Genomic DNA, 23,358 nt, shown 5'->3' with positions numbered 1-23,358 from the left:
CCGCAGGCCGACCGGTGGTGATCAGGCGGCCCGCAGGGCCGGACCGGCGGTGATCGCACGCGGACCGCGTCCGATCGCGACCTGGCCCGACTGGACCATTTCCTTGATGCCGAACGACTCGAGGTCGCGCAGCAGCGCGTCGAGTTTGTCGGGGGTGCCGGTGGCCTCGATGGTGAGGGTGTCCGCGGCCACGTCGACCACCCGGGCGCGGAACAGGCTTACCGTCTCCAGGACCTGCCCCCGGGCGTTACGGTCGGCGCGCACCTTCACCAGCAGCAACTCACGGGCAACCGAGGTCGACGGGTCCAGCTCGACGATCTTGAGCACGTTGACCAGCTTGTTGAGCTGCTTGGTGACCTGCTCCAGCGGCGAGGAGTCGGCGTTGACCACGATGGTGATCCGCGAGACGTCCGGGTTCTCGGTCTCGCCGACCGCGAGACTGTCGATGTTGAAGCCGCGCCGGGAGAACAGCCCGGAGACCCGGGCCAGCACGCCCGGCTTGTTCTCCACCAACACGGAGAGCGTGTGCATCGTCATTAGATATCGTCCTCGTCGAAGGTCGGGCGAACGCCGCGGGCGAACATGATCTCGTCGTTGCTGGTACCGGCGGCGACCATCGGCCAGACCATCGCGTCCTTGCCGACCACGAAGTCGATGACCACCGGTGCGTCGTTGATGGACATCGCCGCCTCGATCGTCTTGTCGACGTCCTCGGCGGTCTCGCACCGCAGCCCGACGCAGCCGAGCGCCTCGGCCAGCTTGACGAAGTCCGGAATGCGGTGCTTGTGGGTGCCCAGGTCGGTGTTGGAGTAGCGCTCACCGTAGAACAGGGTCTGCCACTGGCGGACCATGCCGAGGTTGCCGTTGTTGATCACGGCGATCTTGACCGGGATGCCCTCCAGCGCGCAGGTGGCCAGCTCCTGGTTGGTCATCTGGAAGCAGCCGTCGCCGTCGATGCCCCAGACCACCGTGTCGGGCCTGCCGACCTTGGCGCCCATCGCCGCCGGCACCGCGTACCCCATGGTGCCGAGGCCACCGGAGTTCAGCCAGGTCTGCGGCTTCTCGTACGAGATGAACTGGGAGGCCCACATCTGGTGCTGGCCGACGCCGGCGACGTAGATCGCGTCCGGGCCGGCGATCTCGCCCAGCCGCTTGATCACGTACTGCGGGGAGAGGGTGCCGTCGGAAGGCTCCTCGTAGCCCAGCGGGTAACGCGCACGCAGGTCGTCCAGCTGCGTCCACCAGTCGCCGAGCTCGGCGACCCGCCCGGCCGCCCGCTCGGCGGTGACCGCCGCGAGCAGCTCGTCGATGACGTAGCGGGCGTCACCGACGATCGGCACGTCGGCGTGCCGGTTCTTGCCGATCTCGGCCGGGTCGATGTCGGCGTGGACCACCGTGGCGTCCGGCGCGAACGAGTCCAGCTTGCCGGTGACCCGGTCGTCGAACCGGGCGCCGAGCGCCACGATCAGGTCGGCCTTCTGCAGCCCGTAGACCGCGGCGACCGTGCCGTGCATGCCGGGCATGCCCAGGTGCTGCCGGTGCGAGTCGGGGAACGCGCCGAGCGCCATCAGGGTGGTCACCACCGGGATGCCGGTCAGCTCGGCCAGCCGGCGCAACCCCTCGGTGGCCCCGGCCTTGAGCACGCCGCCGCCGACGTAGAGCACCGGGCGGCGGGCGGTGGTCATCAGCCGGGCCGCTTCGCGGATCTGCTTGCCGTGCGGATGCATGGTCGGCCGGTAGCCGGGCAGATCCAGGGTGGGCGGCCAGGCGAAGGTGGTCTCCGCCTGGAGGACGTCCTTGGGGATGTCCACCAGGACCGGGCCGGGCCGACCGGTCGAGGCCAGGTGGAACGCCTCGGCCAGGATGCGGGGGATCTCGCTGGCGTCCTGCACCAGGAAGTTGTGCTTGGTGATCGGCAGCGTGATGCCCTGGATGTCCGCCTCCTGGAAGGCGTCCGTGCCGATGGCGGGCCGGGCCACCTGGCCGGTGATCGCCACCAGCGGCACCGAGTCCATGTACGCGTCGGCGATCGGGGTGACCAGGTTTGTCGCACCCGGACCGGAGGTCGCGATGCAGACACCGACCCTGCCGGTGGCCTGCGCGTAGCCGGTCGCCGCGTGGCCGGCGCCCTGCTCGTGCCGGACCAGGATGTGCCGGACGGTCGAGTCGTACAGCGGGTCGTACGCAGGCAGGATCGCGCCACCGGGGATACCGAAGACGACGTCGACGCCGAGTGCCTCCAGGGAGCGCACCAGCGAGCCGGCGCCGGAGACCTGAGCGGGGCGTACCGCCGGGGCCGCAGCGGCGGCGGCGCGGGTGTGGTCGTTGTCACCCGTGGTCTCGGCGGAGCTACGGGCGCGCCGGACGGAGTGGGCGAGCGTCTCTGGTGTGGGTCTCGTCATGGCGATTGCCTTCGGCTGGAGTTGGTTGGGCTGCTCACACTGTGCACGCGGACGAACCGCGGGCGTTGGGTCGACGGCAACAAAAAAGCCCTCGTGCCAGATGCACGGGGCCAGCGCACTCTCAGACAGAGAGTGCGCTCAGATAAGTACTCGCAGCGACCGGTACGACATGGCTCAAGACTGACGCATCTCATGCGATGAGTCAACTGATCCCACATTTTGGTTCACGGACGTGGCGCACCACCCCCCGAAAGGCCACCTGCACCCGGCTTGACGTGCTCTGATGTGCCGTTTCCGGCCCTCGGCGCCGGCGTCGGCCCGGATGCCGGACTCCCCGGCCGTGCCGGTCGGGCCCCCGGGGAGGTGGCCGCCTCCAGCATCGCCTCCAGATGCTCGGCCGGTACGCCCCAACCGAACAACGCGCCCTGCCCGAATCGACAGCCGGCGGCCACCACGGCGGCCAGCTCGGTGGGGGTGGTGACCCCCTCGGCGATGACCTCCAGGCCGAACTGGTGACCCAGCCGCATGACGATGTCGACCATGGGGGCGAAGGCCGGGCCGTCGCGCCCGACCGGCCGGACCGGCTCGTGCTCGGCCACCAACCCGTGGTCGATCTTGAGAATGTCGATCGGGAGCCGGCGCAGCTGCCCCAGCGAGGAGTAGCCGGCGCCGAAGTCGTCGAGGGCGATCCGCACACCGGTCCGCCGCAGCGCCGTCAGCCGCCGGATCAGCTCGTCCAGATCGGTGGCGACCGCGTGCTCGGTGACCTCCAGCACCAGCCGCTGCGGCGGGACGTGGTGGGTACGCAGCGCCTCGGCGACCTGGACCACGTAGGCGGGGGCGTGCAGTTCGCGCGGCGAGACGTTCACCGACACCCAGACGTCGTGCCCCTCGGCGAGCCACCGGGACAGTTGACGACAGGCCTCGTGCAGCACCCAGGCACCGAGTTCGGCGATGATCCCGGACTCCTCGGCCAGCGGGATGAACTCGTCCGGCCGGACGTTGCCGAGCTCCGGGTGGTGCCAGCGCAGCAGCGCCTCCGCGCCGACCGGGCGCACCGACGGCAGGGATGCCACCGGCTGGAAGACCAGCCGCAGCTCGTTGCGGCCGATCGCGCCGCGCAACTCGTGCTCCAGTGTGGTCCGCCGACGCAGCAGCCGGTCGTACGCGCCGTCGTAGCGCTCGATCCGGTTCTTGCCCCGCTGCTTGGCGTAGCGCAGCGCCAGATCGGCGTGCCGCAGCAGCAGCTCGACGTCCGGCGTGTCCGCCCAGGTCGCCAGGCCGATGCTGACCGAGCAGAAGACCGGCCCCTCGGGCTGCGGGTAGGCCCCGCCCAGCACCTTCAGCAGCCGCTCGGCGACCGCCCCCGCCTCGGCCGGCCCGCCGTGCATCAGCACCGCGAACTCGTCCCCGCCGAGGCGGGCGGCGAGGTCGCCGGGGCGCAGGTTGGCCCGCAGCCGCTGGCCGACCTCGACCAGCACCGCGTCCCCGACGTCGTGGCCGCGCATGTCGTTGACGTTCTTGAAGCCGTCCAGGTCCAGGCTGAGCAGCATGCAGGGGGTGCCCGCCGCCGCGCACTCGTGCAGCGCCCGCAGCAGCCCGCGCCGGTTGGCCAACCCGGTCAACGCATCGGTGTGCGCGAGCTGCCGGAAGTGCGCCTCCCGCTCGGCGAGGCGGCGGGCGTACGCCCGGACCTGGTGCAGGGTGAGGTGTTGCCGGGCGACCAGGGCGAAACCCTCCACGCTGCCGGCGACGATGCCCAGCGCGTCGAACCGGCCGTCCTGGAGCAGGTGGTACATCGCCGAGCCGGCCATCGCGGCCATCGGGACGAAGGCGTACTCGCCGTCGTGGCGGATCACGTCGGTGGTGAGCTGCCCGGCCGGGTCGATGCGGCTCATCGCCACCGCGGCGGTCAGCAGGCCCACGGCGAGCACCACGAGGCTCATCGACGTCATCGCGGGACCGACCTGACAGAGCCCGGTCGCCACGCCGAGGCCACCGCTTGTCGCCACGGAGATGCCGGCGCCCAGCACGGCGAGGCCACGGCGCGGCGGTCTGGCCCGCAGCACCAGGATGATGGCGAGGCCACTGCACAGCGCCGCGCTGATCGAGGCGAGCAGGATCGCCGGGCAGGCCATCGGGGTGGCGTCGCCGAGCACTCTGGTCGGCTCGGAGAGCAGCACCCAGCCGACGAACCACAGCGCGGCCCCCACCACGACGCTGTCCAGCGCGAGCCGGGCGGCTGCGCCGACCGAACCGGCCACCCCGGGCATCCGGAGCAGGCCGGCACAGAACAGCAGGCCGCTCACCGCGGTGCCCACGGCGACCGCACTCGCCCAACTGGTGCGTTGCGACTGCTCGTGCGCCCAGTGTTCACTCGCGCTCAGCGCACCGGCGGCGGCCAGCAGCAGGGTGACCAGGGACACCGCCGCGGCGACGGTGAACAGCACGTACGCCTGCCGGTGTGGGCCACTACGATGCCGGGCGGCGGCGGCCAGCAACACACCTGCCACGATGGCGACCAACGCGCTCAGCACCGCGGCGCCGATCATGCCCGGGGGTGTGTGCACGGTCTCAACTTTGCCGGATCACCGCCGTCCGTGGGGATCTGGTGTGCATCTGTTGGGACACAGTGCGCTCGCCTGTCCGTTGCCGGTTCGCCGGTGTCAGACTGGTACACATGCCTGAGCTGCGGTCGAAGACCTCCACGCACGGTCGGACGATGGCCGGTGCCCGGGCCCTGTGGCGGGCCACCGGGATGACCGACGACGATTTCGGCAAGCCGATCGTCGCCATCGCGAACAGTTTCACCCAGTTCGTCCCGGGTCACGTACACCTCAAGGACATGGGCGGCCTGGTGGCCGACGCGGTGGCCGAGGCCGGCGGGGTGGGCCGGGAGTTCAACACGATCGCGGTCGACGACGGCATCGCCATGGGCCACGGCGGCATGCTCTACTCCCTGCCCAGCCGGGAGCTGATCGCCGACGCGGTGGAGTACATGGTCAACGCGCACTGCGCCGACGCCCTGGTCTGCATCTCCAACTGCGACAAGATCACCCCCGGCATGCTGCTGGCCGCGCTGCGGCTCAACATCCCGACCGTCTTCGTCTCCGGCGGCCCGATGGAGGCCGGCAAGACGGTGGCCATCGAGGGCATCGTCCACTCCAAGATCGACCTGATCGACGCGATGATCGCCTCTTCCAACGAGGCGGTCACCGACGACCAGCTCGGCGAGATCGAGCGTTCCGCCTGCCCGACCTGTGGCTCCTGCTCGGGCATGTTCACCGCGAACTCGATGAACTGCCTCACCGAGGCGATCGGGCTGGCGCTGCCCGGCAACGGCTCGACGCTTGCCACCCACGCCGCGCGGCGGTCGCTGTTCGTCGAGGCCGGCCGCACCGTCGTGGACATCGCCAAGCGGTGGTACGACCAGGACGACGACTCGGTGCTGCCCCGGGTGGTGGCCTCCCGGGCCGCGTTCGAGAACGCCGTCGCCCTGGACGTGGCGATGGGTGGCTCGACAAACACGATCCTGCACCTGCTGGCCGCCGCCCGCGAGGCCGAACTGGACTTCACCGTCGCCGACATCGACGAGATCTCCCGCCGGGTGCCCTGCCTGGCCAAGGTCGCCCCGAACTCCCCGCAGTACCACATGGAGGACGTGCACCGGGCCGGTGGCATCCCGGCCATCCTCGGCGAACTGGACCGCGCCGGCCTGCTGCGCCGGGACGTGCACGCGGTGCACTCCCCCACTCTGGAGCGCTGGCTGGCCGACTGGGACGTGCGCGGCGGCTCGGCCACCCCCGAGGCGACCGAGTTGTTCCACGCCGCGCCGGGCGGGGTGCGCACCACCGAGCCGTTCTCCACCACCAACCGCTGGTCCACCCTGGACACCGACGCCGCCGAGGGCTGCATCCGGGACCTGGAGCACGCGTACAGCGCCGACGGCGGGTTGGCCATCCTCTACGGCAACCTGGCACCGGACGGCTGCGTGGTGAAGACCGCCGGGGTGCCCGAGGAGTGCCTGACCTTCCGCGGTCCGGCGAAGGTGTACGAGTCGCAGGACGACGCGGTGACCGCCATCCTGGCCAAGGAGATCGTCGCCGGGGACGTGGTGGTGATCCGCTACGAGGGCCCCAAGGGCGGCCCCGGCATGCAGGAGATGCTCTACCCCACCTCGTTCCTCAAGGGCCGAGGACTGGGCCGGGCCTGCGCGCTGCTCACCGACGGCCGGTTCTCCGGTGGCACCTCGGGCCTGTCCATCGGCCACGCCTCCCCCGAGGCCGCCGCCGGCGGGCTGATCGCGCTTGTGGAGCCGGGCGACGAGATCGTCATCGACATCCCGAACCGGTCGATCGAGTTGAACGTGCCGGCCGACGTGCTGGACGCCCGACGGGTCGCCCAGGAGAAGCGGGACCGCCCGTACACCCCGGTCGACAGGCAACGCCCGGTCTCCGCGGCGCTGCGCGCGTACGCCTCGATGGCCACCTCCGCCAGCGACGGCGCGTACCGTCGCGTCCCCGAGTGAGCTAGACGCGCAGACGGTGCGGGTACCGGCGTTCGTTCCCGGTCTGTCGCTGGCGGCGAGCACGTACCACGAGGCGGTACGGCCGATCCTCGACGTCGCCTTCCCTCGGCTGGTGCACTCGGCGGCGCTGCTGGGCCCGGGTTCGGACGTGCTCGGCTACGACACCGCCCGCTCGACCGACCACGACTGGGGACCGCGCCTGCTGCTGTTCCTGACACCCGCAGACGCCCGGCGGCACGCCGACGACCTCGTCGGCGTGCTCGCCGAGCGGCTGCCCTCCTCGGTGCAGGGCTGGAGCACGAACTTCAGCCCACCCGAACCCGGACGTTCGCGCACCCTGCAACCTGCCGGCGACGCCCCGATCGCGCACCGCATCGAGGTGTTCGACCTCGACACCTGGCTCGCCACCCACCTCGGCGCCGACCCACGCGACGGCATGCACGCCCGCGACTGGCTGGCCATCCCCACCCAACGGCTGCTGGAGGTCACCTCGGGTGCGGTCTTCCACGACGGTCTCGGCCACCTGACGTCGATTCGCGCCGCGCTCGCCTGGTATCCCGACGACATCTGGCGATACCTGCTGGCCTGCCAGTGGCGGCGCATCGCCCAGGAGGAAGCCTTCCCCGGCCGGTGTGCGGAGGTCGGCGACGACCTCGGCTCCCGGCTGGTCACCGCCCGGCTGGTCCGCGACCTGATGCGCCTGGCGCTGCTCGTCGAACGTCGCTACCCGCCCTACGCCAAATGGCTGGGTACGGCGTTCGTCCGGCTGCGCTGCGCCCCGACGCTGCAACCGCTGCTCACCGATGCCCTCACCGCCGCCGACTGGCCGCACCGTGAAAGCGCGCTCTGCGCCGCGTACGAACATCTCGCCCGCGCGCACAACGACCTCGGCCTCTGCGACCCGGTCGAGCCCACGGTGCGTCCGTTCCACGATCGACCGATGCGGGTGCTGGCCGCGGACCGCTTCGCCGACGCCACCCACCGGGCGATCACCGACCCGGAGGTGTCGACGCTGCCACGGCACGTGGGCGGCGTGGACCAGTTCGTGGACAGCACCGACGTCCTCGGTGTGGCCGACCGGGCCCGCGCGGTCACCGGCGCACTGTACGGACCACACGCACCCTGAGCACCCGTCCCGGCAGCACGCACGATCGTCGATCACGGTTCACCCTGCCGCCGTGCCGTTTTCGGTAGCGTGGCGATCGTGGATCGTGAATGGGGAGGTACGTCGATGGGTGCGAGGCGGAGGCTCTGCGCCGGTGTCACGGCGGCGCTGCTCGCGGTGACGGCGACGTTCGCGGTGGCGGCGCCGGCGGGTGCCGGTGGACGGCACCCCGCACCGGTACGGGTGGCCACGTTCAACGCCTCGCTGAACCGGGACACCGCCGGTGGGCTGGTCGCCGACCTGTCCCGCCGGGACAACGCCCAGGCCGCCAACGTCGCCGAGGTGATCCAGCGGGTACGCCCCGACGTACTGCTGATCAACGAGTTCGATCACGACCCGGCCGGCCGGGCGTTGGCGCTCTTCCAGGACAACTACCTCTCCGTGCCACGCAACGGCACCCGGGCCATCCACTACCCGTACCGGTACGCCGCACCGTCGAACACCGGTGTCCCCTCCGGCCACGATCTCAACAACGACGGCACCGTCGGCGGGCCCGACGACGCGTACGGTTTCGGTCTCTTTCCCGGCCAGTACGGCATGGCGGTCTACTCGGCGTACCCGATCGACGTGGCGAAGGTCCGTACGTTCCAGACGTTCCGCTGGCGGGACATGCCCGGCGCGCTGCTGCCCGACGACCCGTCCACCCCCGAGCCGGCCGACTGGTACTCCCCGGCGGAACTTGCCGACCTGCGGCTGTCCTCGAAGAGCCACTGGGACCTGCCGATCCGGTTGCCGGGCCGTACCGTGCACCTGCTGGCCAGCCACCCGACGCCGCCGATCTTCGACGGGCCGGAGGACCGCAACGGCCGCCGCAACCACGACGAGATCCGCTTCTGGGCCGACTACGTCTCCCCTGGCCGGGGCGGCTACATCTACGACGACGCCGGGCGGCGCGGCGGGCTCCAGCCCGGCGCGGCCTTCGTGATCGCCGGGGACCTCAACGCCGACCCGTACGACGGCGACAGCGTGCCCGGCGCGGCGCAGCAACTGCTCGACCACCCCCGCGTCGACGATCGGGTCGTGCCGGCCAGCGCGGGTGGCACCGCCGCAGCGCAGCGGCAGGGCGGCGCGAACCTCGACCACCGCGGCGATCCGCGCTTCGACACCGGCGACTTCGCCGACACCAGCCCCGGCAACCTGCGGGTCGACTACCTGCTGCCGAGCCGGGGTCTGCCGGTCCGTGCCGCCGGGGTCTTCTGGCCGGTGCCGGGTGACCCGCTGTTCCGGCTGGTCGGCGACTACTCCCCCACCCTGCCGGGTGGCTTCCCCACCTCCGACCACCGGCTGGTCTGGCTCGACCTGCGCTGAGGCTGCCCGCCGCAACGGCGTCCGGTCGTCGCCCGCTGGTCAGGCGGGGGCGGGCAGGGCGAGGGTGCGGGCGTACGCGATGGCCGCCGGGGTGTCGGAGAAGATCAGGTTGTCGCGGCGGAGCTGGTCGGCCACGCCGAGGGTGTCCAGCACCTGGTCGTGGCCGGGATCGATGCCGGAGAGCAGCACGGTGATGCCGCGCCCCTGAAGCCGGCGGATGGCGTCGCCGAGCACCTGGGCACCTGTGGCGTCGATTGTGGTGACCCGGGCCATCCGGAGGATGACCACCCGGACGTCGGCCACGTCGGAGAGCTGGAGCAGGAAGTTGTGCGCGGCGGCGAAGAAGAGCGGCCCGTCGAGCCGGTAGGCCACGATGTGCTCGGCGAGCAGGGCCTGCTCCTCGGCGGTGTGGTCGTGGGCGTCCAGGGGGACCTGTTCGAGTTTGGCGCTGCGGGCCACGGCACGCAGCGCCACCACGATGGCGACGCCGACGCCGACCGCCACGGCGGTGACCAGGTCCCAGATGACGGTGACGGCGAAGGTGAGCACGAGCACCAGCGCGTCGCCCCGGGTGGCGCGGGCCAGCGCCCACAGCGAGGCGGCCTCCACCATCCGTACCGTGGTGGCCAGCAGGACCCCGGCGAGCGCCGCGAGGGGGATCCGACCGACGAGCGGCGCGGCGGCCAGCACGATGCCGGCCAGGGCGACGGCGTGGGTGAGCGCGGCGAGCTTGGACACCGCGCCGGCCCGGACGTTCACCGCGGTACGTGCGATCGCCGCGGTGGCCGGGATGCCGCCGAACAGCGGGGACGCCAGGTTGGCCAGCCCCTGCCCGAACAGTTCCCGATCCGGGTCGTGCCGCTGGTCGACAGTCATCCCGTCGGCGACGGTGGCCGAGAGCAGGCTCTCCAGCGCGGCAAGCGCCGCCACCGCGAATGCGGCGGGCAGCAGGACCCCCACCGCACCGAGGTCCAGGAAGTCCAGCGACGGCGCGGGCAACGTCTGCGGCAGGGCGCCGATGCGGATCAGGTCGACAGGTACGAGTTCCGCGACGATCGTGGCGGCGGCCACGGCCAGCAGCGAGAACGGCACGCCGGGACGCCACCGGGCACCGATCAGCATCGCCGCCGCGACACCCAGGGCCACCGCGATCGCAGCCGGGTGCGGGTGTACGACGAAACGGGCGACCGCGTCGGCGGCCACCGCCCAGACCCGTTCGCCCTGCGCATCGGTGACGCCGAGCGCGGCCGGCACCTGTTGCAGGGCGATGACCACGGCGATGCCGGCGGTGAAGCCCTCGATCACCGGGACAGGGAGATACCTGACAAATCGGCCGAAGCGCGCGAAGGCCAGGACGAGCAGGATCACTCCGGCCATCGCGCCGACAAGCAGCACGCCGTTCGCCCCGAACTGCGCCACGATCGGCACCAGCACCACGGTCATCGCGCCGGTCGGCCCGGAGACCTGGAGGTTGGAGCCGCCGAAGACGGCGGCCACGGCACCGGCGACCACGGCGGTGATCAGCCCGGCCTCCGCCCCCAGCCCGGAGGTGACCCCGAAGGCGAGGGCCAGGGGCAGCGCGACGATGGCGACGGTGAGCCCGGCGAGCAGGTCGCGGCGGGGCGCTCGGCGTACCGCCGCAAGGTCGGCCCGGCCGGGCAGCAGGGCACGGACCCGCCCCCACACGGCGGCGAGGGCAGGACGCGGTGTGGCGGGAGTAGCCGCCTCGGCGCCGCTCACTGGTTCGGCCCGCCGGCCCGCAACTCGTCGAGCAGGCCGTCCCGGTCGGCGAGCACCGCGCCGAGGATCCGCCGTCCGGCGGCCAGCAGGTCGGCCACGTCGGGGGTGCTCAACGCGTACATCACCAGGGCACCGTCCCGGTAGGTGGTGACCATGCCGGCGCGGCGCAGCACGGCGAGCTGCTGGGAGAGGTTGGACGCCTCGACGTCGATGACGGCGAGCAGATCACGCACCGGCTTGGGGCCGTCCTGGAGCAACTCCAGCACCCGGATGCGGACGGGATGCCCGAGGGTGCGGAACAACTCCGCCTTCGCCTGGTACAGCGGCACCGACACGCCTCAGCCTCCTCGCCGCGCCCGGACGGGCACCCTGAAGACTTTAGCACTTGCAGGATTCTTAAAGTCAGAAGATCGTCCGCTGCCGGGCCGGACGGTCCGGCCTCACCTCAGGTGTCGGGCGAAGAACCGGTTCGCGTCGTCTGCCTCGAACTGCGGGACGCCGGTGTGCCCGCCCATGTTGGCGTGCAGTGTCTTCTCCGTCGAGCCGAAGGCGTCGAACAGCTGAAGGGCCTGCTGCCTGTCGTTTCCTTCGTCGTCCCACTGCAGCAGAACCTGTAGCGGAATGGTGACCTTCCGGGCCTCCTCGAACATGGCGCGGGGCACGAAACTACCGGCGAACAGCAGGGCGGCCGAGATGCGCGGCTCGACCACCGCCAGCCGGATGCCAATGGCGATGATTCCGCCCGAGTACCCGACCGGGCCGCCGATTTCGGGCAGCGAGAGCAGGGCGTCCAGGGCGGCCCGCCATTCCGGGACCGCCTGGTCGACAAGTGGCAGAACAAGCCGGTCGACTACCTCGTCGCCGACCGGCTCGCCGGCCTTCAGTGCCCGGCGCAGCTCGGTGCGGGCCTCCTCGACGGCGACGAGACGGGACCGGTTACCGCCACCGGGAAGCTCGATGGTGGCGGCGGCGAAGCCCACCGCTGCGCAATGCTGGGCCCGGGCCGCCAATCGGGGATACATCGTCGGCAGTCCGCCGGGGTGGCCGAGCAGGATCACCGGCGCCGGAGCGGATACGGATGCGGGCGTCCACAGAATGCCGGGAATCTCGCCGAGGGTGAATTCGCGCTCGAGGACACCGTCGTGGAGGCGCTGTTCGGAAGTGAACTCCATGGTCGTGCCTTTCGGGAGTGCTCGTGAACGGCGCTCCCGGACGACCTATCGCCCGACCGTGACCCCTGAGTGGAGCACCCATGTCGACCCATTCACGGATACCACCCCCTCGCTCTGCCCACGGCCTCCGCGAAACCTAACAGCACCCCCCACCCCCCGCCACCGCATTACTACCGCCCCACCACCTCTCCCAGTAAGCGTTGATCAAGAGATTTGCGTCGGATCCGGCCGGATTCCAGACGCAAACCTCTTGATCAACCAGCGCGAGTGCCAGGGACGGGGCCGGGGACGTGCGGTTGTTGGTCGTTGACGCAGCGGAGGGTGGGGCGGGTGGTGAGGGCGGTGGGGTCGAGCGGTGGGGTCGAGCGGACGGTGAAGGTGGTCGACTCGCCGGGGAGCAGGGTGATCAGGGCGTCGTCGACCTGGGCGGACGGGTCGAGCCGGTCGGGGAAGAGCGTGAGGTCGCGCAGGATGGTGCGGGCGGTTACCCGGACCAGTTGGCCGCTGTCGGCCGGCTCGACCGTGGCGTCGTACTCGGCCGGCGGGTAGTCGATCTCGCGGTCCTCGGCGAAGAACCAGAGCGCACGGCCGGCGGGATCACCGGCGTCGGCGATCAGCAGTTCGCGCCGGGCCTCGTCGGGTCGGGTCAGCTCCGCCGGCAGCGCCAGGTTGACCGTGCCGTACGCGGGGACGTCGAGTGCCAGCGTCGTCTTCGCCCGTGGGTCCCCGGTGACGGTCAGCCGGGTGACCGTCACCGACGCACGCCAGGGTTGGCCACCGTCGTTTACCGCGACCAGCACCAGCCCACCGGCGTCGGTTCGGAAGCCGTCGCCGGACCGGCCATCGGTGCCGGACCGGCCGCCGGTGCCGGACTGGCCGTCGTCGCGGGGCTGCACGGTGAGCAGCCGGTCGGCGTACGCCCGGCGCAGCGCGTACCACAAGGGTTTGCGCCGGCCGTCGCCGTCCACGGCCGACCAGGAGGTGACCGGCCAGCAGTCGTTGAGCTGCCAGACGATGGTGCCCATGCACAGCCCGCGGTGGGAGCGGAAGTGTTCCACCCCGAGTTGGATGGCGCGGGCCTGGTTGAGCTGGGTGAAGTAGTGCCAGTCGTCGAAGTCGCGCGGCGCGGGCAGGTGGGCGTCCAGCCCTCGGCGCAGTTTCGCGTCGCCGTCGATGGCCTTCTGGTGGTGCGCCATGCCGGGCGAGTCCGGGGCGAGCGGCTCGTCGGTAAGCGCCCGGCGCAGCGTCGCGTACGCCGGTGGGCCCTGGTAGCCGAACTCCGCGACGAACCGGGGCAGGTGGTCGCGGTACTTCACGTAGTCGTCGGTGTTCCACACGTCCCAGATGTGGGTGGTGCCGTACGCCGGGTCGTTGGGGTGGATCTGCTCGCTGCCCGACCAGGGGCTGCCGGGCCAGTACGGGCGCGTCGGATCCAACTCGGCGACGATGCGGGGCAGCAGGTCCAGGTAGTAGCCGCGCCCCCAGGTGCGCCCGGCCAACTGCTCCTGCCAACCCCAGTCGTGCCAGCCCCAGATGTTCTCGTTGTTGCCGGTCCACAGCACCAGCGACGGGTACGACGCCAGCCGGGTCACCTGCTCGGCGGCCTCGGCGGCGACCTCACCGGCGTACGGCTCCTCCTCGGGGTAGGCCGCGCAGGCGAAGAGGAAGTCCTGCTGCACCAGCAGGCCACGTTCGTCGGCCAGGTCGTAGAAGTCGTCCGACTCGTACCGGCCGCCGCCCCAGACCCGCAGCAGGTTGATGTTGGCGTCGACGGCCTGGTCGAAGCGGTGGGTCAGGCGCTCGCGGGTGACCCGGGTCGGGAAGACGTCGTCGGGGATCCAGTTCACCCCCCGGACGAAGATCGGCACCCCGTTGACGTGCAGGGTGAACGGCGCGCCGTGGGCGTCCGGGGTGGTGTCGAGGCGTACCGAGCGGAAGCCGATCCGCCGGTGCCAGGCGTCGAGCAGGTCGCCGTCCGGCCCGTGCAGGGTGACGTCCAGGTCGTGACGGGGCTGGTCGCCGTGACCTCGCGGCCACCACAGGGCGGGTCGCGGCACGTCGAGGGTCAGTGTGGCGCTCCGCTGTCCTGCTGCGACTGTCGTCTCGGCGGTCACCCCGGCCACCTGGGCCCGCACGGTGAGCGGCAGGTCGGCCAGCCGGTCCACCTCGACCTGCACCGCCACCCGCCCGTCGACGCCGTCGAGCGTGACCAGCGGGCGTACGGTGGCCAGCCGGGCGACCGACCAGCCGTGCAGGCCGATCTCCTGCCAGATGCCGGCGGTGACCAGGGTCGGCCCCCAGTCCCAGCCGAAGTTGCAGGCCATCTTGCGGATGAACTGGAACGGCTCGGGGTAGGCGTTGGGCCGGTCGCCGAGGCGGTCGCGGTGCGCGTGGGCGTACCGGTAGGCGGAGTCGAAGCGTACGGCCAGGGTGTTGTCTGTGGGTTGGAGCAGCGAGGTGACGTCGAAGCGGTAGCCGCGATGCATGTTCTCGGTGCGGCCGACCTCGACGCCGTTGACGGTGACCGTGGCGACCGTGTCGAGCCCGGCACAGACCAGGTCGAGCCGCTGGTGGGTGCCGCCCGGGCGGTCGAAGGTCGTCTCGTACGACCAGTCGGTGTGCCCGATCCAGGCCAGCGCGGTCTCGTTGTCGTCGAGGTACGGGTCGGGGATCAACCCGGCGGCGAGCAGATCGGTGTGCACGCAGCCGGGCACGGTGGCCGGCACCGTCACGCCGTCGATCTCGGGTGGCACCTGCGGGCCGGACACCGCCCGCAGGGTCCAGCCGTCGTGCAGCGCCTGCCGAAGCGGACCGGTCCCCCGCGCGTCGCTCACGATGTCACCGCTCCCCGTCCCCACAGGTCGAGAAATGTCGACTGAACCGGATAAGTGACGCCACCGTACGGGTGCACTTCCCGAGTGTCAACGGTGCGACCGGGACATCGTCTTCGGCCCGAAAACCCTTTACTGATCGGGACTTCAGGCCGGACACCTTGTTGTCGTGCAGCCCGGAATCGACGCCATCGTTCGGACTGAACCGAACAAGCAGCGCCGTTCCGGCCCGCGCCTGGCCGATGGCGGTCGAGGGGTAGCCTGTCCAGCGACAACGGACTGGCTCAGGGGGGCGCACGCCGGTGAAGCGGCCCACGATCGCGGATGTCGCCCGCCGGGCGGGGGTTTCCAAGGGCGCGGTGTCGTACGCGCTCAACGGCCAGCCCGGCGTCTCCGAGGCGACCCGACAACGCATCCTCGCCATCGCCGCCGAGATCGGCTTCAGCCCGAGCAGCGCGGCCCGTGCGTTGTCCGGCGCGACCGCCCGGGCGATCGGCCTGATCCTCGCTCGGCCCGCCCAGACGCTCGGCATCGAACCGTTCTTCATGGAGTTGATCAGCGGCGTCGAGGTGGAACTCTCCGCCCGGTCGTACGCGCTGACCCTGCAGGTGGTGGCCGATGCCGACGCCGAGATCGCGGTCTACCGCCGGTGGTGGGGTGAGCGGCGGGTCGACGGGGTGCTCGTCTGCGACCTGCGCACCGACGACCAGCGGGTGCCGGTGCTTGAGGAGTTGCGGCTGCCCGCCGTGGTGATCGGCGGGCCGACCGGCACCGGCCGGTTGGCCAGCGTCTGGTCGAACGACGCGGCGGCCCTGGTGGAGACAGTGGAATACCTGTACGCCCTGGGGCATCGCCGGGTGGCCCGCGTCGCCGGCCTGCCCGACCTGCTGCACACCACCATCCGCACGCAGGCCTTCACCGAGGTGTGCCAGCGCCTCGGTCTCGCCGAGGCGGTCGTCGCCTCCACCGACTACACCGGCGAGGAGGGTGCGCGGGCGACCCGTCGGCTGCTCAGCTCCCGGATCCGCCCCACCGCTGTCATCTACGACAACGACGTGATGGCCATCGCCGGACTGTCGGTGGCCCAGGAGATGGGTCTCGCCGTCCCCGCCGATCTGTCCATCGTGGCCTGGGACGACTCGCCACTGTGTCGGCTGGTGCATCCGCCACTGACCGCGGTGGGACGCGACATCCCCGCGTACGGCGCACACGCCGCCCGGCAACTCCTGCAACTGATCGAGGGTGCGCCGGCGACCGACCTGGAGGACGAGCAGGCACACCTGACGCCTCGCGGCAGCACCGGCCCGCCCCGCATAGGGGCATGAACCGGTTAAGCATTCACCGCGAGGCGGACGGGAACTCCTCGAAGTACGCCTCGACCCGCTCGGCCGTCGCGGGACGCGCCAACTCGTACCCCTGGCCGTAGCGGCACCCCGCACGGCAGGCCGCCTCCACCTGATGGGCGGACTCCAGCCCCTCGGCCACCAGTTCCGCGCCCAACCGGTCGGCGACGGTGACCACCACGTCCAGCAGGGGGCGGTCCCGGCTCGCCTCGGTCACCTCCGGCCCGACCTTGAGCAGGTCGATCGGCAGTCGCCGGAGCTGGGCGAGGGATGCCTGCTCGGCCCGGAAGTCGTCAAGCGCGGTGCGGATGCCCAACGACCGCAGCCCGGCCAGTCGGGCCACGACGGTCGGCAGCTCGGTGCAGACCCGCGGCTCGGCCACCTCGATCACCAACTGGTCCGGTGCCACCCCGTGTGCGGCAAGCACCGCCGCCGTCCGGGGTACGAAGTCCGGTGAGATCAGTTCACGGGTGGTGACGTTCACCGCCATCCACAGCCGCCGCCCGCCCACTGACCACTCCGCCACCTGCCGGCAGGCCCGGTCCAACACCCAGACACCCAGTTCACCGACGATGTCGAGATCCTCCGCCACCGGCAGCAGCTCGGCCGGAAACACCGTGCCGAGGACCGGGCTGCGCCAGCGCAGCAGCGCCTCCGTACCGACCGGCAGCCGGTCGGCGAGCCCGATCACCGGTTGGTAGACCAGATCCAGCTCGCCTCGGGCGACCGCGCCGGGCAGTTCCCGCTCCAGATCCAGCCGACGGACCAGCTGCTCCTCCAGGTACGCGTCGTACCACTCGATCCGGTCCCGACCGAGCTGCACCGCGCGTCGTCGGGCCAGGTCCGCCTGGCGCAACACGTCCTCCGGCCGGCCGTGGGCCAGTTCGGCCAACCCGACGCTGGCCCGCGAGCGCAGCACCGCGCCGGACACCTCGTACGGTCGGTCCAACGCCTCGAGCAGCCGAGCGCCCAACGCGTAGGCCAGCAGCGCCGCCACGCCGGTGACCACCGCGAAACCGCTGCCGGCCAGGTCGATCACCTCGTCGTCGACGGCCGTCACAGCCCTCGCCCGACGCACGGCCTCGGCGGCCACGTCGTCCCGCGCGGACACCCCGGGCACCTCGGTGAGGTGCAGGTCCACCACCAGCAGGGTGCCGGTCGCCGACTCCGACCGCGCCGCCAGCGCCCGCAGCAGGGCGGCACGTCCAACCGGTACGGGCTCCCCGACGACGGCCCCGGCCCCGGTCTTTCCGGCCCCGGTCTCGGCGGTCGGAGGCGGGGCGGTGTGAGCCGGGGCGGTGTGAGCCGGGGTGGCCTGGGTCGGCGTGGCCTGGGTCGGGGTGGTCTGGGCCTGGGTGGTCTGTGGCCCGACGTTTAGCAGTTCACGAGCCACCAGGGCGGGCACCGCGGCGAGGGCGAGCACGACGGTGGTGTGGTCGGGCAGTTGCCCGGACTGCAACTGGTGCACGACGGCCAGCACCACCCCGATCGCCGGGACCACCACCCGCGGCCAGACCACCGGGGCAAGTGGCGGTTCCCCGCCCGCCTCCACCACGCGCCGTACCCCGGCGGCGGTCAGCAGCACGCCGATCACCAGCGGCGCGACCGCCAGCAGGGCCGCGCGCCCGACCCCGGTCGGCAGCGCAGCCAGCAGCGTCAACGCGAGCAGGATCAGTCCCGCGCCGGCCCGGCAGCGGGTGATGCCGGACGCACGGTCCGGCCCGGTCAGCAGGGCGAGCACGCTGCCGGCCAGCAGACCGATGGCCACCGCCGCGACCAGGCGCACCGGGGTCGGCACGCCCGCGTACGGCAGCAGCAGCCAGGCGGTGAACACCAGGCAGGCACCGGCCACAGCGCCGTCGAGCAGTCGACGCCACCACAGCCGGCCCGGCGTCGCCGCTCGGCGCGGCAGGCTGAACAGGCCACCGCCGAGCAGCGCAGCGGTGCCGGCCAGCCCGGCGACGGCGGCGGTCGAGCGACCACCGACGGCGACCAGCGGCAGCACCGCCGCGGTCAGACCGGCGCTCACCACCGCGGCGTGCAGCAGGGCGGCGGCCCGACGCGGCCGAGCGGCCCGACGGCGGGCGAGCCGCCCGCCGGGCGTACCGAGGGTCGGCGCATCGGGGCCGGCGGCGAGCCGGGACAGCCGTACACCGGCCAGCGTCGAGCCGGCCGCACCGGCGAGCGCCACCACCGCCAGCGCCGGCATCGAGCCGGCCGCACCGACGACGACAAGCACGGACACCACCGCTAGTACGCACGTCTCCGGCAGGGCGGAGCGTCGGACGATGGCGCGGAACACGGACGCGACGGGCACGACATTCGCCTTCGTGAGGGGGCACTGGGGCGGTGCGGCGGTGCGAGGGCGGACGGCTGGTCGGCTACTCACCCCCGAGAACGAGCAAGCACGCAATCAGTGACGCCCATTGAGTCAGATCACTGTACGCGCTCGGTTGACCACACAGAATCAGGGCCCCCGGACGGACCGGTTCGCAACCCACTGCCGTCCGGGCCGGCGATGGTGGGATCATCGAGGGGTGAGCCGCACCGATACCACCCGATTCCGGCACCACCAGGCCATCCTGGTCGGGGCGATCATCGCCACCATCGGCGCCCTGCCACTGGCCGACGCCCGCGCGTACCTGCTGCCGGTGCTGCTGGTGCCCCTGACGGTGGCCGTCTGGGCCTGGCGGGCCGGCACCGATGCGAATCCGCACGGGCTGCGGCTACGGGCGCTGCTCGGCGACCGCCAGATCCGCTGGGACCAGATCGTCGAGCTGGGCGGCGACGCCCGCGGCCGGGCGGTCGCCCTTCTCGACGACGGTCGGCAACTCGTCCTGCCCGCGGTACGCCACGTCGACCTGCCACTGCTGGTGGCGGCGGCCGACCGAGGCGACCCGGTGGCCGACCGCGACGACGTCCCGGTGGCTCAGTAGCCGTCCACCACCACGTTGTCGGGCTGTTCTCCGGCAACGAACCGCCGGATCTGCTGGCCCACCAGGCGGTACGCCCGGGGCAACAGCCCCCGCACCGACCCGGCCACGTGCGGAGTGATCAGCACGTTCGGCAACTCCCAGAGCGGATGATCGGCCGGCAGCGGCTCCGGGTCGGTGACGTCCAGGGCCGCCCGGATCCGGCCGCCGGCCACCTCGGCGACCAGCGCCTCGGTGACGACCACCGGCCCCCGGGCGGCGTTGACGAGCAACGCGCCGTCGCGCATCGCGGCCAGGAACGACTCGTCCACCAGTCCTCGGGTCTGCTCGGTCAGCGGCACCAGCAGCACCACGACGTCAGCCTGTGGCAGCAGCGTGGGCAGGTCTTCGACCCCGTACACGCCCTGCTCGGGACGCGGGGTGCGGGCGACCAGGTCGAACTGCACCTCGAACGGGGCCAGCCGGTCACGCACGGCGGTGCCGATCGAACCGGCCCCGACGATCAGGATCCGCTTGCCGGCCAGTTCGTCGGTGGGCGCCACCTCGTCGTACACCCAGCGCCGCTGCGCCTGGGCGCGGATCATCGCCGGGAAACCGCGCAGCTGGGACAGGATGGCGGTGACCACCCACTCGGCGGTGGACGGGTCGTGCACGCCCCGGGCGTCGCAGAGCACGACTCCCGGCGGAATCCGCCCGACCCAGGTGTCCGCCCCCGCCGAGAGCAACTGGACCACCGCCAGGTCGGGCAGGTCACGCAGCAGGGCGGTGGCCGCCGCCGGAGCGAGGAAGGGTGGCACCCAGAAACGCACGCCGGACGTCGACGACGGCAGCCGGGCCGGATCACTCATCGTCTCGACGACGACCTCCGGCGGCAGCTCACCCAGCAGGTCGTGGCCGGTCTCGTGCGGAATCCATACCTTCACGCCCGCTGACGATAGCCCTCGCGACGGTTACCGCCGCCGAGGGGCCGCGTACGCGCCCACCGACGCCCGCGTCCGCAGCGGACTACCCTGGGCCGGGTGAGCGCCAGTCCCCCAGTCTCCCGCGCCCTTAAGCTCCGTACGCTTCTCGCCGCGTCCGGCGCGACACTCCTGCTGGCCGCCGCCGGTTGCAGCCTCGGCGAACCGGAGCCGGACCCGGCCGGTAAGCCCCCGAACCTGCCCACTCCGTCGACCAGCGCCGGCAACGGCGGCCAGGAGGTCGTCGCCACCGTGCTCGCCAAGGGGTTGCGGGTGCCGTGGGGCATCGCCTTCCTGCCCGACGGCGGCGCTCTGGTCACCGAACGCGACACCGGCCGGATCGTCCAGGTCGGCCCGGAGTCGTCCCCGGACGGCCTGCGGGTCACCGAGGTGCAGACCATCGACGACGTGGCCGCCTCGGGCGAGGGTGGCCTGCTGGGTATCGCCGTGTCACCGAAGTTCGCGCAGGACCGCACGGTCTTCGTCTACTACACCGCCGAACAGGACAACCGGATCGCCCGGCTGCGGCTCGGCGAGGAACCCACCCCGATCCTGACCGGCATCCCCAAGGCGGGCATCCACAACGGCGGCGGGCTGGCCTTCGGCCCCGACGGGCAGCTCTACGCCAGCACCGGCGACGCCGGGGACACCGACCAGTCACAGGACGTCAAGCAGCTCGGCGGCAAGATCCTGCGGATCACCCCGGACGGCAAGCCGGCACCCGGCAACCCGTACCCGGACTCGCCCGTCTGGTCGCTGGGCCACCGCAACGTGCAGGGCATCGCCTGGGACGGCGACCGGATGTACGCGGTGGAGTTCGGTCAGAACACCTGGGACGAGATCAACCAGATCACCAAGGGCAAGAACTACGGCTGGCCCGAGGTCGAGGGCCAGGGCGACGACGAGAAGTACGTCGACCCCATCGTGCAATGGCCGACCGACGAGGCGTCCTGCTCGGGGCTGGCCGCCGTCGAGCGGACGCTGGCCACCGCGTGCCTGCGCGGCCAGCGGCTCTGGCTGGTCGAGCTGACCGACACCGGTACGGTCCTCGGGCAGCCCCAGGCGCTGCTGACCGAGCAGTACGGGCGACTGCGTGCCGTCGCGGCCGCCCCGGACGGCTCGATCTGGGTGAGCACCTCCAACCATGACGGCCGGGGTCGACCCGCCCCCGAGGACGACCGACTGTTGCGACTTGTTTTCGCAGGTGGCGGAGCTGGGCGAAGCTGAGGCACCCTCGAAGCACCACACCTCAGGTTTGTCAAGATCCTTCGGCAGGCAGGTCAGAATCTCACCATGGGTGATCAGGAACACGAGCAGCCGGAGCACGGCCGGGAGGCCGAGACGCCGGCCCGCCGTCCGAGACGCTTTGCGTCACTGCGGCAGACCGATGCCGCGCCGCGCCGCTCCGGGCGGCTCACCGGCGTACGCCGGATCGGGGTCGCCCTGGCCGTGCTGGTCGTCACCCTGGCCGGAGTGCTGCTCGGCACCCTCGCCGGCGGGCAGGTCGGCACGGACATCGGCCCGTTCCGGGCCAAACTGTCCCTCTCGCCGTCCGTCGACGGTGGCACCACCGTCAAGATCCCACCGCTGGGGGCGCTCCTGCTCAACAGCCACGACGGGCCGACCCAGCTGACCGTCGAGCTGGGCGCGCTGGACCAGAGTCGGGTCGAGGCACTGCTGGACGATCCGGCGAGCCTGAACCGGGCCACCCAGTCGGCGGTCGACGAGGTCACCGACGGCGTGCTGCGCCTCGGGCTGCGTACGCTCGGTGCCACCGTGCTGGCCACCGTGCTGCTGGCCCTGCTGGTCTTCCGCAACACCCGCCGGGCCGCCTGGGCCGGCGCACTGGCGCTGCTGATCACCGCGGGCAGCCTGGGCACCGCGGCGACGACGCTACGGCCCCAGGCGATCGAGGAGCCGACGTACGAAGGGCTGCTGGTCAACGCACCCGCGATCGTCGGTGACGTACGCAAGATCGCCAACGACTACACCCGGTACGCCGAGCAGCTCCAGCGCCTCATCGGCAACGTCACCCAGCTCTACACCACCGTGTCGGCGCTGCCCGTGTACGAGCAGGACCCGGGCACCACCCGTGTGCTGCACATCTCCGACATGCACCTCAACCCGACCGCCTGGCAGCTCATCCGCACAGTGGTGGAGCAGTTCGGCATCGACGTGATCATCGACACCGGCGACATCACCGACTGGGGCAGCGAACCGGAGGCGTCCTACGTCGGCTCGATCAGCCTGCTCCGCAAGCCGTACGTCTACATCCGGGGCAACCACGACTCGGGGCGTACGTCGGCGGCGGTGGCCCGTCAGCCGAACGCGATCGTGCTGGACAACGCGACCACCACCGTCGCCGGGCTCACCATCGCCGGCATCGGCGACCCCCGCTTCACCCCGGACAAGAGCACCTCACCGGCCGCCGGCGGGCTCATCCCGCCCACCGCCGACGAGTTGACCGCCACGGGTGAGAAGCTCGCCGCCACGATCCGCAGCGCGCCCAAGCCGGTGAACCTCGCTCTGGTGCACGACCCGGTCATCGCCGCCCCGCTGGCCGGCACCACCCCGCTCGTGCTCGCCGGCCACATCCACCGCCGGCAGATCGACCAGCTGCCGGAGGTCCCCGGCCAGCAGCCCACCACGCTGATGGTGCAGGGCTCCACCGGCGGCGCCGGCCTGCGCGGCCTCGAAGGCGAGGAGCCCACCCCGCTGACCATGACGGTGCTCTACTTCGACCAGGAGAAGCAGCTCCAGGCGTACGACAACATCACCGTCGGCGGCACCGGCCAGGCCCAGGTCAACCTCGAACGCACCGTCATCAACCCCCCACCCACCCCCCTGACCACCCCAACCCCCACCCCCACCCGCTAACCCCACCCCACCCCACCCCTCCCCACCCACCCCACCCACCCCGCCCCGCCTGCCTGCCTCCCGCGATCTTGCACTTTTGGTCGCCGAGATGGCCCACTGC

The 23,358-nt window shown here is 71.9% G+C and carries 16 protein-coding genes; 7 read left to right on the top strand and 9 right to left on the bottom strand.

Going from position 1 to position 23,358, the window contains the following annotated elements; all coding sequences use genetic code 11:
* Positions 1 to 21: 21 nt before the first annotated feature.
* The 3 genes from ilvN to Vgi01_RS11850 form a co-directional block, all read right to left on the bottom strand.
* On the bottom strand, positions 22 to 537 hold the full coding sequence (ilvN, locus tag Vgi01_RS11860) for an acetolactate synthase small subunit (RefSeq protein ID WP_102659526.1): 516 nt from the start codon (positions 535 to 537) through the stop codon (positions 22 to 24).
* Complete coding sequence (locus tag Vgi01_RS11855) at positions 537 to 2,402, bottom strand: acetolactate synthase large subunit (RefSeq protein ID WP_204291038.1); 1,866 nt, start codon at positions 2,400 to 2,402, stop codon at positions 537 to 539. The genes ilvN and Vgi01_RS11855 overlap by 1 nt, the downstream gene beginning before the upstream one ends.
* Before the next feature lie 224 nt (positions 2,403 to 2,626).
* The gene (locus tag Vgi01_RS11850; RefSeq protein ID WP_239088908.1) at positions 2,627 to 4,972 is read right to left on the bottom strand and encodes a putative bifunctional diguanylate cyclase/phosphodiesterase; all 2,346 of its coding nucleotides are present in this window, start codon (positions 4,970 to 4,972) and stop codon (positions 2,627 to 2,629) included.
* A gap of 110 nt (positions 4,973 to 5,082) precedes the next feature.
* On the opposite strand from Vgi01_RS11850, the gene ilvD reads away from it, so the two are divergent.
* From ilvD to Vgi01_RS11835, 3 genes are all read left to right on the top strand, one after another.
* Positions 5,083 to 6,930: a dihydroxy-acid dehydratase gene (ilvD, locus tag Vgi01_RS11845; RefSeq protein WP_204291037.1), complete on the top strand. Its 1,848-nt coding sequence runs from the start codon at positions 5,083 to 5,085 to the stop codon at positions 6,928 to 6,930.
* Positions 6,931 to 6,946: 16 nt separating this feature from the next.
* Positions 6,947 to 8,056, top strand: a complete 1,110-nt coding sequence (locus tag Vgi01_RS11840; protein ID WP_204291036.1) for a DUF4037 domain-containing protein — start codon at positions 6,947 to 6,949, stop codon at positions 8,054 to 8,056.
* Between the two features lie 105 nt (positions 8,057 to 8,161).
* Positions 8,162 to 9,403, top strand: a complete 1,242-nt coding sequence (locus Vgi01_RS11835; RefSeq protein WP_204291035.1) for an endonuclease/exonuclease/phosphatase family protein — start codon at positions 8,162 to 8,164, stop codon at positions 9,401 to 9,403.
* 39 nt (positions 9,404 to 9,442) lie between these two features.
* On the opposite strand, the gene Vgi01_RS11830 is transcribed toward Vgi01_RS11835, so the two are convergent.
* From Vgi01_RS11830 to Vgi01_RS11815, 4 genes are all read right to left on the bottom strand, one after another.
* Positions 9,443 to 11,089 (bottom strand): SulP family inorganic anion transporter, encoded by a 1,647-nt coding sequence (locus Vgi01_RS11830; RefSeq protein WP_204291034.1) that lies wholly within the window; start codon positions 11,087 to 11,089, stop codon positions 9,443 to 9,445.
* A gap of 50 nt (positions 11,090 to 11,139) precedes the next feature.
* A complete protein-coding gene (locus Vgi01_RS11825) occupies positions 11,140 to 11,478 on the bottom strand; it encodes an ArsR/SmtB family transcription factor (protein ID WP_102659520.1) in 339 nt (112 codons plus the stop codon).
* A gap of 105 nt (positions 11,479 to 11,583) precedes the next feature.
* Positions 11,584 to 12,315 (bottom strand): alpha/beta hydrolase family protein, encoded by a 732-nt coding sequence (locus Vgi01_RS11820; RefSeq protein ID WP_204291033.1) that lies wholly within the window; start codon positions 12,313 to 12,315, stop codon positions 11,584 to 11,586.
* A 254-nt stretch (positions 12,316 to 12,569) separates the two neighbouring features.
* Positions 12,570 to 15,149: a glycoside hydrolase family 2 protein gene (locus tag Vgi01_RS11815; protein ID WP_204291032.1), complete on the bottom strand. Its 2,580-nt coding sequence runs from the start codon at positions 15,147 to 15,149 to the stop codon at positions 12,570 to 12,572.
* A gap of 299 nt (positions 15,150 to 15,448) precedes the next feature.
* On the opposite strand from Vgi01_RS11815, the gene Vgi01_RS11810 reads away from it, so the two are divergent.
* Positions 15,449 to 16,471: a LacI family DNA-binding transcriptional regulator gene (locus Vgi01_RS11810; protein WP_102659517.1), complete on the top strand. Its 1,023-nt coding sequence runs from the start codon at positions 15,449 to 15,451 to the stop codon at positions 16,469 to 16,471.
* 13 nt (positions 16,472 to 16,484) lie between these two features.
* Here the strand turns inward: Vgi01_RS11810 and Vgi01_RS11805 are convergent, their stop codons facing one another.
* Entirely contained in the window at positions 16,485 to 18,806 is a 2,322-nt protein-coding gene (locus tag Vgi01_RS11805; protein ID WP_204291031.1) for a bifunctional diguanylate cyclase/phosphodiesterase, read from the bottom strand.
* Between the two features lie 220 nt (positions 18,807 to 19,026).
* Between Vgi01_RS11805 and Vgi01_RS11800 the strand changes: the two genes are divergently transcribed.
* A complete protein-coding gene (locus tag Vgi01_RS11800; protein WP_204291030.1) occupies positions 19,027 to 19,425 on the top strand; it encodes a PH domain-containing protein in 399 nt (132 codons plus the stop codon).
* Here Vgi01_RS11800 and Vgi01_RS11795 read toward each other — a convergent pair.
* Positions 19,419 to 20,345: a 2-hydroxyacid dehydrogenase gene (locus Vgi01_RS11795; RefSeq protein WP_102659514.1), complete on the bottom strand. Its 927-nt coding sequence runs from the start codon at positions 20,343 to 20,345 to the stop codon at positions 19,419 to 19,421. The genes Vgi01_RS11800 and Vgi01_RS11795 overlap by 7 nt on opposite strands.
* A gap of 87 nt (positions 20,346 to 20,432) precedes the next feature.
* On the opposite strand from Vgi01_RS11795, the gene Vgi01_RS11790 reads away from it, so the two are divergent.
* Positions 20,433 to 21,608 (top strand): PQQ-dependent sugar dehydrogenase, encoded by a 1,176-nt coding sequence (locus tag Vgi01_RS11790; RefSeq protein WP_373306938.1) that lies wholly within the window; start codon positions 20,433 to 20,435, stop codon positions 21,606 to 21,608.
* A gap of 66 nt (positions 21,609 to 21,674) precedes the next feature.
* Positions 21,675 to 23,258: a metallophosphoesterase gene (locus Vgi01_RS11785; RefSeq protein WP_204291029.1), complete on the top strand. Its 1,584-nt coding sequence runs from the start codon at positions 21,675 to 21,677 to the stop codon at positions 23,256 to 23,258.
* Positions 23,259 to 23,358 lie beyond the last annotated feature (100 nt).

Origin of the sequence: Micromonospora gifhornensis, assembly GCF_016863515.1 — a bacterium.
Taxonomy (GTDB): domain Bacteria; phylum Actinomycetota; class Actinomycetes; order Mycobacteriales; family Micromonosporaceae; genus Micromonospora; species Micromonospora gifhornensis.
The sequence above is the reverse complement of the archived record's forward strand: the minus strand, read 5'-3'. Positions and strand labels throughout refer to the sequence as shown.

What these genes read in the sequence shown, in the direction of transcription:
- Vgi01_RS11785 (WP_204291029.1), top strand. Translation starts at nt 21,675, where the DNA reads ATGGGTGATCAGGAACACGAGCAGCCGGAGCACGGCCGGGAGGCCGAG.
- ilvN (WP_102659526.1), bottom strand. Translation starts at nt 537, where the DNA reads ATGACGATGCACACGCTCTCCGTGTTGGTGGAGAACAAGCCGGGCGTG.
- ilvD (WP_204291037.1), top strand. Translation starts at nt 5,083, where the DNA reads ATGCCTGAGCTGCGGTCGAAGACCTCCACGCACGGTCGGACGATGGCC.
- Vgi01_RS11835 (WP_204291035.1), top strand. Translation starts at nt 8,162, where the DNA reads ATGGGTGCGAGGCGGAGGCTCTGCGCCGGTGTCACGGCGGCGCTGCTC.
- Vgi01_RS11820 (WP_204291033.1), bottom strand. Translation starts at nt 12,315, where the DNA reads ATGGAGTTCACTTCCGAACAGCGCCTCCACGACGGTGTCCTCGAGCGC.
- Vgi01_RS11855 (WP_204291038.1), bottom strand. Translation starts at nt 2,402, where the DNA reads ATGACGAGACCCACACCAGAGACGCTCGCCCACTCCGTCCGGCGCGCC.